This is a genomic window from Pseudomonas sp. KH_021 (assembly GCF_057838865.1).
Map to the genome: position 1 here is coordinate 157,623 of NZ_JBYQOU010000002.1, position 11,905 is coordinate 169,527.

General features: G+C 56.3%; 14 protein-coding genes and 2 pseudogenes. 13 read left to right on the forward strand and 3 right to left on the reverse strand.

Going from position 1 to position 11,905, the window contains the following annotated elements; translation table 11 throughout:
• The first annotated feature begins 145 nt into the window (after positions 1-145).
• Together AC3IX4_RS29505 and AC3IX4_RS29510 are read left to right on the forward strand one after the other, a co-directional pair.
• Positions 146-1,117, forward strand: a complete 972-nt coding sequence (locus AC3IX4_RS29505) for a hypothetical protein (protein ID WP_489261631.1) — start codon at positions 146-148, stop codon at positions 1,115-1,117.
• 121 nt (positions 1,118-1,238) lie between these two features.
• Positions 1,239-1,863, forward strand: a pseudogene (locus AC3IX4_RS29510) (DUF6988 family protein).
• A 24-nt stretch (positions 1,864-1,887) separates the two neighbouring features.
• Here AC3IX4_RS29510 and AC3IX4_RS29515 read toward each other — a convergent pair.
• Both AC3IX4_RS29515 and AC3IX4_RS29520 read right to left on the reverse strand, forming a co-directional pair.
• A complete protein-coding gene (locus AC3IX4_RS29515; RefSeq protein ID WP_489261632.1) occupies positions 1,888-2,856 on the reverse strand; it encodes an HNH endonuclease in 969 nt (322 codons plus the stop codon).
• Positions 2,857-3,226: 370 nt separating this feature from the next.
• A complete protein-coding gene (locus AC3IX4_RS29520) occupies positions 3,227-4,243 on the reverse strand; it encodes a tyrosine-type recombinase/integrase (protein WP_489261633.1) in 1,017 nt (338 codons plus the stop codon).
• A 185-nt stretch (positions 4,244-4,428) separates the two neighbouring features.
• Between AC3IX4_RS29520 and AC3IX4_RS29525 the strand changes: the two genes are divergently transcribed.
• The 7 genes from AC3IX4_RS29525 to AC3IX4_RS29555 all read left to right on the forward strand — a co-directional run bounded on the left by AC3IX4_RS29525 (position 4,429) and on the right by AC3IX4_RS29555 (position 8,545).
• Positions 4,429-5,475: a DNA-binding protein gene (locus AC3IX4_RS29525; protein ID WP_489261634.1), complete on the forward strand. Its 1,047-nt coding sequence runs from the start codon at positions 4,429-4,431 to the stop codon at positions 5,473-5,475.
• 215 nt (positions 5,476-5,690) lie between these two features.
• The gene (locus AC3IX4_RS29530; protein WP_489261635.1) at positions 5,691-5,879 is read left to right on the forward strand and encodes a co-regulatory protein PtrA N-terminal domain-containing protein; all 189 of its coding nucleotides are present in this window, start codon (positions 5,691-5,693) and stop codon (positions 5,877-5,879) included.
• A gap of 279 nt (positions 5,880-6,158) precedes the next feature.
• Complete coding sequence (locus AC3IX4_RS29535) at positions 6,159-6,518, forward strand: hypothetical protein (protein ID WP_489261636.1); 360 nt, start codon at positions 6,159-6,161, stop codon at positions 6,516-6,518.
• A 121-nt stretch (positions 6,519-6,639) separates the two neighbouring features.
• The gene (locus AC3IX4_RS29540) at positions 6,640-7,086 is read left to right on the forward strand and encodes a DUF411 domain-containing protein (RefSeq protein ID WP_489261637.1); all 447 of its coding nucleotides are present in this window, start codon (positions 6,640-6,642) and stop codon (positions 7,084-7,086) included.
• A 76-nt stretch (positions 7,087-7,162) separates the two neighbouring features.
• Positions 7,163-7,441, forward strand: coding sequence for a hypothetical protein (locus tag AC3IX4_RS29545; protein WP_489261638.1), 279 nt, complete (start codon positions 7,163-7,165; stop codon positions 7,439-7,441).
• Positions 7,434-7,712, forward strand: a complete 279-nt coding sequence (locus tag AC3IX4_RS29550) for a hypothetical protein (protein ID WP_489261639.1) — start codon at positions 7,434-7,436, stop codon at positions 7,710-7,712. The genes AC3IX4_RS29545 and AC3IX4_RS29550 overlap by 8 nt, the downstream gene beginning before the upstream one ends.
• A 170-nt stretch (positions 7,713-7,882) precedes the next feature.
• Positions 7,883-8,545: a methyltransferase family protein gene (locus tag AC3IX4_RS29555; RefSeq protein ID WP_489261640.1), complete on the forward strand. Its 663-nt coding sequence runs from the start codon at positions 7,883-7,885 to the stop codon at positions 8,543-8,545.
• 250 nt (positions 8,546-8,795) lie between these two features.
• On the opposite strand, the gene AC3IX4_RS29560 is transcribed toward AC3IX4_RS29555, so the two are convergent.
• On the reverse strand, positions 8,796-9,692 hold the full coding sequence (locus tag AC3IX4_RS29560) for a cation efflux transmembrane domain-containing protein (protein ID WP_489261654.1): 897 nt from the start codon (positions 9,690-9,692) through the stop codon (positions 8,796-8,798).
• A 98-nt stretch (positions 9,693-9,790) separates the two neighbouring features.
• On the opposite strand from AC3IX4_RS29560, the gene cadR reads away from it, so the two are divergent.
• The 4 genes and pseudogenes from cadR to AC3IX4_RS29580 all read left to right on the forward strand — a co-directional run bounded on the left by cadR (position 9,791) and on the right by AC3IX4_RS29580 (position 11,901).
• Positions 9,791-10,195 carry a Cd(II)/Pb(II)-responsive transcriptional regulator gene (gene cadR / locus AC3IX4_RS29565; protein WP_489261641.1) on the forward strand — a complete coding sequence of 135 codons (405 nt, stop codon included), beginning with the start codon at positions 9,791-9,793 and terminating at the stop codon, positions 10,193-10,195.
• A 106-nt stretch (positions 10,196-10,301) separates the two neighbouring features.
• A pseudogene (locus AC3IX4_RS29570) lies at positions 10,302-10,649 on the forward strand (DUF3703 domain-containing protein).
• A complete protein-coding gene (lspA, locus tag AC3IX4_RS29575; protein ID WP_010466000.1) occupies positions 10,646-11,158 on the forward strand; it encodes a signal peptidase II in 513 nt (170 codons plus the stop codon). The pseudogene AC3IX4_RS29570 and the gene lspA overlap by 4 nt, the downstream one beginning before the upstream one ends.
• Positions 11,155-11,901: a helix-turn-helix transcriptional regulator gene (locus AC3IX4_RS29580; protein ID WP_489261642.1), complete on the forward strand. Its 747-nt coding sequence runs from the start codon at positions 11,155-11,157 to the stop codon at positions 11,899-11,901. The genes lspA and AC3IX4_RS29580 overlap by 4 nt, the downstream gene beginning before the upstream one ends.
• Positions 11,902-11,905 lie beyond the last annotated feature (4 nt).

Consider the following 11,905-nt stretch of genomic DNA (forward strand, 5'->3'; position numbering starts at 1 on the left):
ATTAGGTGGTTTTTTTCTTTTCATATTTATCGCTGTTTGGGGTGCCTACAGAATTCGGAAAAAATCGGACGCTAAGAAAAAATCGGACGTCTTGAGGCTGCTCCAGCAGCCCCTATACTGGTTTTGTCTAGGGGGAGGGAGTGGAATGGGAAGCCCGGTACGCATTCTAGTGATCATGTCCATTGCGATATCGCTTTCGGCGTGCTTTGACCGCTCGATTTCAGGTAGTTACGTGGCCAAAGACTCATCAAGCGCTGAGCTCTTGCAACTTACTCAGGCCCAGGACGGAAAGATCGTAGGAACCCTACAGCACATAACTCTCAAAAGCGGTGGAGGGATAGAAACGTCGATGGCAAACGTAAGTGGAGTCGTTGATGGTGAGAGTCTGACCCTCACTGTGTCCCTGGCCGGTCTCCCAATCAGTCGGAACCTCAGTGGAACGGTCACCGCATCAGCATTGGAGCTAAATCTAGTCGGCAGCACCGGCGCTGTAGCCAACGCTCATTTTGCGCGCGGCAGTGTCGCAGACTTCAATGCTGAAGCTGAAAGGTTGGCACAGGCCGGCCAGTTGATTAAAACTGAGAAGTTACGGGCTGATCAGGTCGAAACCTTGGACCGGTCCGCGCTGGCTCTCGAAGAGGCGCTGAATGCGTATGTGGAGATGGCCAGAAAGCAAATCGACGATACGCCCCGCTTCATTTCTTACTTCACTCGCGCAAGCAACGATATCAGGGACAGGCTGCGTTTTGCGCAGCGTCTAAACGGTGCGCAGAGAGCTCAGGCCGAGGCTGCATTGGCACAAGTCTCCGCCTCCGAGCCCGCGATCCGGAATACCGGAGACTCGATCGATACGGCAATTGAGAATATGACCCGGGAAGAGGCATCTCTCAACATCCGAATGTTGGCCTTCAATGGTAACTGCCTTGGCACGTCCACCGTCAAACCTGGAGATGTCATACCCAACATGGGCCCCTGCAAAGCACTTACATCGGCTGCTGCACGCTTTGGGGAGGTGGGAGCGCTTGTCCACGCAGCGCTTGAGGACCTCCAACTCCAAAAGAACAAAGCGATGAAAGAGATGGAGGCCACTTGGCAGTTGGCTACTCGTCTTCATTAACCTGCGAGATGACCGACTATCATCAATTCAGATCAGTGCCTCAATGGTGTGGGGCTGGATTGCCTCAAATCCGAACTCCTTCAATACTGCAATAGGGAAGTCCGATATGACACTTGAGGTAATGCTCACCCGCTCGGCTGATCTACAGGCCGAGATCCTGCGACTGCTCGAAGACGTCCCCACACATCCCGGCGAGCGGTTTGAGGCTTCGCTGATTACCTGTGGAGTCGCCCTAGAACACGCTCAGGCACTACGCATCCTGTTCGAGCGTGGCAGTCCAACCACCGCGATGTCGGCGCTACGCCTCCAGTTTGAAGCTCTCACCAGGGCGATGTGGATGTTGTACGCTGCGAGTGACCTGGCCATCCAAAAGCTCATGACACCGCTGACAGAGGAAAGCGCGCGGATAGCCAATAAACTCCCCCAAGTTGGGGAGATGATAGAGGCTATCGTGAAGAAGGCCCCGGTAGGGGCCTCATCCATGCTGATCCAGTTCAAAGACATTTCTTGTGGCGATGAATTCCTATGTGCACAGCGGCATTCACCCGCTGCGTCGGCACCTGGAGGGCTATCCTACCCAACTCGTACTGCAAGTCCTGCGGAACTCCAACGGCTTGATGACCATGACGGGCATGCTCGCGGCGATCCTCACTGGCAATGATTGCTGCATCAACCAGATGCGAGTCATCCAGACAAAGTTTAAGGACTGCCTGCCGCCGCTTAACCCCTTGGCCCCTCAGGTGTAGTGGCCCCTCACACTGCGGAGTGGTTCAGCCGAACCTCTTGGCGTATGTAAGTAACTGCTTGTTGAGTTCATCCGCATATGGCGCATAGTGCGCTTCGCGGTGACAGCACGGGCAAAGGGCCACACAGTTGTAAACACGATCTGACTTCTCGGCCCCTAAGATGTGATGAACATCCAGGAAGCCAGGGAAGTCCCGGCGCTTGCCACAATTCTCACGCTCGCACGCAACCCCGGCCCTTTCGAGTACAGCTCGACGTACATGCGGATCGCGACGGACCTCCGAGCGAAGCACGGGCACACGCTCGCCTTCATCCCGGCCCAGAGTCGAGTAGTCCGGCGTCGGGCAGTCGTCATAGGTATCATCGACCAGTAGCGACTTCACTGCATGGGGAGTGAGCTTGGCTAAATCGATCACACCCGGCCACTGCCATAGTGCATCGGCCACCTCGTGTCCGTCAGGTGTCCGGTCATCCTGCAACCACAGAGTCGGGCTGGTGCCGTTCTGAGCGTGATTCTTCTGTGCTCGCCCCTTCAATCCACGGCGTTGCAGGTCATCGCTGACCTCTCGCTGGCGGTTCCAGATATCGTGCAGACTTTCGATAGGAATGAGCGCGGCGAAGATAATGGCGCCTCCGTCACGCTGTAAAAGCAGATTGTGAGTGAGCCCGCGCTTCGTGTCTCGGGTGGTGATGTGCTCCAGTGTCGCATCCCATCCGCCCGACCGCAGATGCGCCGCCAGTTGAGCCGCGGAGTATTTCTTCTCGTTGGGATTTCGTCCATCGCGCCTCCAGCACAGTCGGACGCGCATTCTCAGTACCTGGCCATCAGGAGTGCGGGTGACGATGAACTGTTGAGTGGCCACGCCCGTTTGAATTCGCTTGTCGTCAATGACAACGTAGCCTCGATCTTTCAGGAATGGCGCCAGTGCATCCCTGGATAGTTTTTCCGCAGCATGACTTTCAGGCCCCCGGAAAAGGCGATCTCCTTTCGACATTTTGACACCCCGCTGTTGATCTATGAGGGGTCATGCCGAGATAAGGGAAAATTAGGACATTAGGCCTGTAACTCAATGATTTTATTATCTTTTTATGGATCGTCATTTCACACAAACAAAACGCAAGCTTCGGCCCCTTCTGCAATGGTTATAGGCCCTTCTTGAGGTCCGCCGTCAATGCATAAGATTTTCCGGATGCTACTCCCTGACGTAGTCTGCATAGGCTTGGAGCTGGTTCACCAATACCCCAGTTAGCATGGGTTGAGTCCAAGGTTTTGCCGGCATGTCACCTTGGATTGAGTGCCTTAGAACGCCAATACTCCAACCAGGTCTAATCGAACCTCCAACCCAGTGCCCTCAAGATCGAGGGCTAGATTAATGGTTTACGCCGTAAGAGCGAGCCGGCGGCGTTTTCTTCGAAGGCTCTAGCCTCCTCGATATAGCCGTGTACGGTGCCATCGTGCCGCCAGCCACCCTGACGCTTGATCTCGAGAAAGTCCGCCCCGGCACGGTAAGCGCTGGTGGCCAAGCCTCGGCGCAGGCTGTGGCTGCTCATTTCGGGTACAGACAACAGTCCCGCGGCTTTGGCACGTACCGCCAGGATGGTATTCACGCTGCCCTCGTGCAGCGCCACCTCGCCGATCACGCCCCAGCGACTGATGCGCCGGAACAGTGGCCCCTGCTCGATCTGAGCGGCATCCAACCAACACCGTAGCGCCTTTGCCGGGCAGCAGACGCAGTCGCCGAACGGGATCGCCTTGTCCAGTCCATCGCCCTCCTGATCGGTCTTGGAGCGCGGCAGCGTGATCCGCAGACCTTCCCGCCCCCACTGAAGGTATTGCACCTCCAACGTGACCAGCTCGCTGCGGCGGAACGCGCCGAAGTACCCCATCTGTAGCAGCGCACTGTCGCGCCGCGCGGCGAGCCCTTCGACTGTGTCCAGGTGCGAAACGATGAGTTCGAGATCCTCCAGCAGCAGGGCCTTGGCTTTTTGTCGCGGGCGCCCGTTCACTCGCTCGATACCACGCAAGGTCTTGCGTACGGTGGCGCTGGCTGCCGGGTCAGTAAAACCCTGATAGCGGTGCCATTGCGCCAGCGCGGTCAGGCGCAGGGCCAGGGTGCGTGGGTTCAGTACTGGCGCAAAGGCCAGCAGGTACCGAATCACCGCGGCTTCATCGCACGGCAGCACCCCGCCCCAGGCCTGAAAGTGGCGGATGGCCGAGCGGTAGGTGCGCCGGGTGTTGTCGGAGGTGGCCGCCGCGAGAAAGCGTTGGTGTTGCTGGGTGAATTGCTCGGCCGTCGCGAGCGTACCGGGGGTACGCACCTGCGCAATCGGTTCGTCTAGCGGGACTGACGGGGCACTTTCGTCGTTATTACTGGTCGTCATCACGAAGCGCCTGTTTAGGCCATGTGTACCGCAGATTATAGACGCGCCCCCGATCGTAACGACTTAACTCACGATAACCGCGCTTATCGTGGGTGAATTGGCAGTCTCACCGGGCTTAACTATTCTGTACTTAAATCGATGTATTACGTTCTTCATAATACGGTACGAAAAAATCCGAGGTGACAATGGCCCGTTCCGGCGTCCTCTATGTGCAGGTCGCCCAGGCGGCAACCCGTCTCGTGGCCGAGGGCCACAATCCGACGATCGACGGTATCCGGGCCGCCCTGGGTGGGACCGGCAGCAAAAGCACGATTGCCCCCTTGTTGAAACGCTGGAAAAGCGCGCATCTCGGAACGGTCGCTCAGGCCGAACTGGGATTGCCCGCGGAGCTGGTCCTGGCGCTGAAAGGACTGTGCGAAAAAGTACAGGCAGAGGCGGCGCAGCAAGTCGAGCAGGCTGAGCAGGCTCATCAGGCCGCCACCGCCGTGTTGCAGGAGCAGTTGCAGCAAGCTTGCGTGGAGCGCGATGCGTTACTCACCGTTCAGGAACAGCAGGCCCAAGCGCTGGACGCCGCCACTACGCACAGCCAAGGGCTGACTGAAAGCGTGCAGCGTCAGGCGATCGCCCTGGCCAGTCTGGGCAGCGAAAAGCTCGGGCTCGAACAGCGCCTGGTGGACCGCGCCGCCGAGGTGGCCTCACTGACCCAGCAGTTGCAGCAAGCACGGCTGCAGTTCGAGCATTACCAGGAGTCGGCTGCTCAACAACGCTCCGACGAACGCCAGGCAGTGGAACAACACCGCCAGCGCCTGGCGCTCGAACTGACTGAGCTCCGGCAACGCCTGCTCGCCCAGCAAACTCGCCTGGGCGAACTGCAGGCTCAGGAACAATACCTGGCGCAGGGCAATGAACATTTACAAAACACCCTGCGCACAACCCAAGAGGCGCTCACCCAGCACCGCAGCGCGCATGAGCACGTGGTACTTCAACTCTCCGAGCTGAAACAGATGCATCAGGCACTGGAACAGCGACATAGCCACGGAAAGCAGTCTTTGGCTGAGGCGCAGACGAACCTGGCCGTGATCGCGCGGGAGCGAAGCCTACTGGCGCAACGTTTAACTCAAACTGAAACCCAACTGACCGAACTGGCCACAGTAAAGCAGCTCCTCCTGCAAGACAAAGCGGTGCTATCCAGTCAACTCGCGGAATGTCGGACTGAGGGTGACCGGCCCTGACCCTTGGGATCAATGAGAATCATCCCTAGGCGACCTGCATGTGTGTTGCCGTACTGTTCAGCACGAGCTGACGCAAATGTAATTTCGGCCTCAGCTACCTGTCAGGGATGAGTGTCTAGTTTAACATCAGGAGCGCTGCACTAGCGTTCCTCCCGGCCACCGAGCATTAACCCCAGAGTGCCGGGTAATCTGTACCCGCTTGAGGAGAATGTCTCATGAAACTTCTGAAACCTGTGCTTCTGATTGGCTCGATCCTGTTGTCGTCTGCGGTGTGGGCCGAAGGCGGCAGTGACCGAGCTTTGGCACGCCACGCCACGCAACGCGATACGGTCGGAACCGTGATGCTGCAAGCTGAGCAAGCGCAGCCCGACCAGCGTCTCGGGCAGATGGTTGCGTGCAAATAAGTGTCTCGGTGCTATCTGATCGCTTTGTGGGTCGTAGCGGCGGTTTCAGCGGTACCCCTATGACCCTGCGGAGCGATTGGCGTCACTGGTTCCGCACTTGCCCTTAGTGTTGAGGAGCTTATCCATGCGTGTACGACCAGCTCATCGTTTCCCTGAGAAGCTGCGCATTGCTGTAATCGAGTCATGCACCGAACGGTCATGCTCTGACAGTGACACAGACGAGCTTTTGAGCTAGCCTCAAGGCGTGCTCTGCAAAAGTTGAGGGAGCGATATGTTGTGATGACTCGAAAGCTGGATAAAACGTTGATCAAGCTTGTTATGGTGCTGCTGCTATTTTTCGTGGCCGCACAGAGCGGAGTTTTGATGTTTAAATCCGAGGCTTCGAGTGTTTCCCTCAATTGTGTTGCTGCGCAAAGTATGCAGACCGAGTACAGTCAGGCCGATACCTGTTGCCCAGACATCCAGAGCCAAGTAGCTTGCTCGATAAGCTGTGCAACTCCTTACGCTGGGCCTATCGCATATCCTACTGAATCCTCTCTAACCTTAGTTTCTCCTCAGAACTTCTGCTATACGCCCTTCCTCGGCCGCATGGCGGTTGCTCCTGATCCTTTCCCACCCAAGATCACCAGCCTGTCCTGATCAGGACCTGAGTATGCTCGCTTGTTCTTCCAGCTAGTACAGCCAAAAGAACATCGAGATACAAACATGGTACCTGCAACTAAGACGTCTGTCGCCAATGGAAAAGGATTGGGTATTCACCATGAACAAGTCATTCACGCTTTTGGGTGGGATGTTACTGGCATTCGCCTCCCTTGCGATGCCGATCGCCCATGCTGCTTCTGGAGAAGCCGCTCTTTATAAGAATCCAAGCTGCAAGTGCTGCGATAAATATGCCGAGTACCTGCGCGAAGGTGGCTTCAAGGTTTCGGTTATCGCGGATTCCGCACAGTTTCAGCGCGTCAATACGTCGTCTGGCGTCCCCCCATCCTTGGCAGGCTGCCATGCCATGACGGTTGATGGCTACGTCGTTGGCGGTCACGTCCCGCTTGCGGCCGTCAATAAGTTGTTGACGGAGCGCCCAGCAATTCGCGGTATCACCCTGGCAGGTATGCCTGCGGGCTCGCCCGGCATGAACGGCACTCAACAGAAACCGTTTGAAATTTACGCCTTTGACGGAGCTAAAGCCTGGCTCTACATGACCCAGTAGGTATGTGCTGATCTATAGCTCGGCGACTGGAGTATGGAAGGCAATAAATGCTTAAACAAACTTTGAGGATTACCCCATGATCAAGAACATGACGCTGTACCTACAGGGCCTATTGCAACGTCACCCGCTGCTTGCGGGACTTACTGTTGCAATAAGTTTCACTTTGCTCTTTAACCTGCACAGTCTGTTTGCAGCAGCAACTCTGCCTGTTCTGTTTTGCCTGTTAATGATCGGGCTCTGCATGAAAAGTATGGTCGGAGAAACCGCCTGCGAGCAAAAAACTCCGGATCAACCGTTATCTGCCCGGAGCCTGTCAGAAACCAAGGTCGTTGATCAGGAGAACCGCCATGCGTAACTCAAAAACTTGCACAGCTGTACTTACCGCTCTCATAACTCTTGGCGCCGTTTCCACGGGCTTTGCCGAGCAGTCTAAGAACACTGCAAAGGACAGTTCCGACATGATGAAAGGAGAGGATATGCACATGATGGAAGGCAATAAAATGCCGATGATGGACATGATGCAGGAGATGTCCTCAATGATGAAGGACTGCAGCAAAATGATGCAGAGTATGAGCATGATGAATATGGGGGATAAGGGACCTCAAGGCGACAGTAAGGCGCAATAGAGGTCAGATCTCTTGTCGCCAGTCTCTGTACCCCTCAGGTAGAGGGACATAAGAAATAAGCTCTGGGTAGCGGTACCGCATTAGCAGTGTCGCTACTCAGATGCTCCCATGTTGGTTCCAGGTGTCGGCGCTGCATGCCGATCCTCTGCTGATCTATAAGGAGCCTGACCATGACCGACTTTGCCATGCACTATGGACACTGGAGTTGGGTGCTCATCACTGTGCTGATCGCATCCTGGCTTCTCTATCGCTTCGTCGCCCCACGCAGTTGGCGTGAGTGGATGGGCGCCGGCTTGGTGCAAGCGTTCATCATCGCGTTATACGCCGAGATGTACGGCTTCCCGCTGACTATTTATCTGCTGACTGGTTTTCTGGGCATTGATCTTCCGCTGACGGGCTTCTCCGGCCATCTCTGGGCCACCCTGCTGGGCTACGGCAGCACCGGGGCCATGCTGGAAATGCTGTTGGGCGGAGTATTTATCGTCATTGGTCTGGTGCTATTGATCCGCGGCTGGGTCCAGGTCTATCGCGCCAGTCTGGAAGGCCGACTGGCCACAGAGGGAGTCTACGGTCTGATCCGACACCCGCAATACACCGGGATCATGCTGGCTGTTTTCGGTCAGATCATTCACTGGCCGACCCTCATTACGCTGCTGTTGTTTCCCGTGATCATCTACGCCTATGTTCGCCTGGCCAGGCGGGAAGAATCGGCGTTGGCCGCGCGCTTCGGGGAAGCGTATCAGACCTATCGGCAGCGCCTGCCGATGTTCTTTCCGCGTCGGCAGGACTGGCGTGGTTTTTCCCGCGCACTATTCTCCCCTCATCCGGAATAGTGGGGCGCCACTGAAGCACTTTGCCTTGTCCCGCCCCAGAGCGGGACAAGGCTGCCATACTGAATCCTATGTCCTATGCGTCGGTTTCTTCGTTTTGAAGGCAGATGTACGTCGTTATACACAACTATCTGAAACGCTGAGGTTGATCTGACCGCAGTGACCATCAAAATGGCCCACGGTCAGATCAAGGTTAAGCGTCTATCGCGGACGAGCCGCTTGGCAGCAGTTAACCGGCTGCCGATCCGGTTGGTTAGGCTTTCAATGCCAGGATTCGGCGCGCGCCATTCAGTACGATGAGGCCAACCACCGTACCAATCACCAAATCTGGGTAAGGAGAACCTGTCCACGCAACCAAAGCACCTGCTGCGATGACGCCAATATTCGCGAGCACATCGTTGGCCGAAAAAATCCAACTCGCTTTCATGTGTGCACCACCTTCGCGGTGGCCATAGATCATCAAGAGACAGCTGACGTTGGCAACCAGTGCGACTGCGCCAATCCCCATCATCAGCATCGACTCAGGTTCGCTGCCGTAGAGAAAGCGTCTCGCCACTTCCACGAGTACACCCAGAGCCAACACGATCTGAAAGAAACCCGCCAGGTGCGCAGCGCGAACCTGCAGCCGTGCACTCCGGCCGACTGCATAGAGAGCCAGGCCATAGACGGCAGCATCAGCAAACATGTCCAGTGAGTCGGCCACTAGGCCAGCCGATTGGGCGATCAAACCTGCGCCCATCTCGATGACAAACATCGCAGCATTGATACCGAGTAGGATTTTGAGCGTGCTTTCCTCCTTGGAAGCAGTCAGCTCTTCACTGGCACTATTGGCCGAGGCTGCTTCCTGACTGGCCGATTGAGTATCCAGTAACGTTGCGCCCAGGCCAAGTGACTCCAGTTTTGTAGTGATCGGATCAACAGGTCCGTCATGGAAAGCGCGTACCTGCCTGCTGGTCAGATCGAAGGACAATGAATTGAGCTCAGGCAAGCCATTCAATACGAGCCGAATCATCCGTTCTTCTGACGGACAATCCATCTTGGGCACAGAAAAACTGCTGACCCATGTTCCTTCATTCGACGACGAGGTTGCCTCTTCAGTGGTTGCCGACACTGGGCCACAGCCACAGGATTTCTCACAAGAACTCATGATCCGTTGCTCCTATTGGACTTGATTCTGCCGATTGAAAACCATATAGCAGGTATAGGGTCAAGCGTGGATATACTGGCTTTTTTACCAAGGGGCAGATAATGCGCATTGGCCAACTTGCACTGCTGGCGGGGGTGGACATTCAGACGATCCGTTTTTATGAACGCCAGGGACTGCTTCCCCCTCCTAATCGCCAGGACAACGGCTATCGAACCTATAAAGCAGACCATGCGGAAAAACTGCTGTTCATTCGCCGATGCCGCTCTTTTGGCATGTCACTGGAAGAAATTGGTGTTTTGCAGAGCTATCAGGAACAGCCGCAGCAACCCTGCACGGCGATCAATGCGCTCCTTGATAGACATATCACCCAGGTAAGGGCTCAGATCGCATCCCTGCACGCCCTCGAAAACCAGATGGTGACGTTGCGGGGCTGTTGCGATAACGAGCGGCAAAGCCTGGACTGCGGGATACTTTCGGGTTTGGAGGGCGGTAAACCTCATTCGTAACTCACGGCTTAACGTCATTTTTCGCTTCGCCCCAATCCATAGCGCTTGACCCTGTAGCGGCTATAGGGTGTTCACTCGGCCCATCTGCTGCGCAAGTGAGATCCAGATGAATACCGCCCTTCGCATTGCCATCGATGAGGCCTTCTTTCGGGCAAGGAAAGCACTCGATGAAGAGGCGCCAACCGAGGCTTTCCCTTGGCTGGAACGAGTCCACATTTTGAGCCAGCGACTGCCTGTTCTTCATGCTTAGAGCCATTGGCTGATGCTGAGGGCTGGCTGGCAGTTGCGCGACTTTCGGGAGGTGCTCAGCCAAACACCGCGAATCATGGCGGCCCTGCTGTTCTCAAAGATCTGGGTGCCGCTCGGTAACACTGGGCGCGCCAGGGTCAGTGCTTTCGCGCCAATGCCCCTCTCACAGGAGTTGCAGCGACTTCTTGAAGGAGAGGAACCATGAAGTCGCCTCTTGGAATGGCACACTTTATTGCTCCATGGCTTTGGTGGACGCTATCGCTGGGCATTGCCTCGGCCGACCAAGCGTTCAAGAGTGCAATTGAGGGCTCGCTCCCGGTTGGCACCGTAATTCCTCTCGCCCCGTTCTTCAATCTGGTTCATTTCTGGAATACCGGTGCAGCGTTCAGCTTCCTGGCTGACGCGGGTGGTTGGCAGCGTTACTTTTTCATCGTCATCGCCTTGATCGTTTCGATGGTGCTGGCTCTGATATTGCGTAAACCCAGAGCCAACAGCGAAGCCCTGGGCTATAGCCTCATCTTGGGCGGGGCAGTTGGGAATCTGATCGATCGCGCATTTCGAGGCCATGTAATCGACTACCTGGATTTCTACTGGCAGTCCTGGCATTGGCCTGCGTTTAACCTGGCGGATATTGGTATCGTCGGTGGCACCGCCATGTTGATCCTGAGCAGTTTGCTGAGCCCGAATGCGGAAGCCGGCCGAGCCAGAGAATGAAAAGCTCGTCTTCAACGGACACGGTGCGCTGGGCAGGCCATGCATGGGTCGGGCCCGGCATCGGAGTCTTTCATGGCCGTGCCGGCCACCAGGACTGGCACCACCATCAGGCGCATCAGATTTCAGTGGGCCTCGATTCACCGGTATCGGTTGAAACCCCGTTGGGCATTCAAACAGGATCAGCCATCTTCATTCCGGCCGGCTTGAAACACCGGCTCAACGCAAGTCGAGTTCTGTCGATCTATGTGGATGCGCTATCCGATGAAGCGCGTGCTTTACGGGGTACTGAAAAAGCGAGGGTGATTGAGATCACGCCGGGGGACATCGCACCGATTCTCGACGCGCTGCGCGAGACAGGGCATACCGCTCTCCAGGTTAGGGCGCGGGTGCGCCAGGCGCTACGGCTTCCCGATCCACCGCCCCCAGATCCTCGATTGACCAAGGTGATAGAGGCGCTGCGTAGAGGTCAAATGGGACGCGACGAAATAGCCGCGTTGGTGCATTTGTCCCCCACACGCTTTTCCCATTGGTTCGTGGAACAGACCGGCCTGCCACTGCGCAGCTATGCGAAATGGCTACGCCTCACGCAGGCCCTCCAGCACTTGGCCAAAGGAGTACGGCTGACCGAAGCGGCTCATGAGGCGGGCTTTTCTGACTCGGCGCATTTCTCCCGGACATTCCGGACGCTGCTGGGCATCGATCCTTCCTCTGCCCTGGCTGAAGTCGATCTTCAGGAATCGTAGCTCT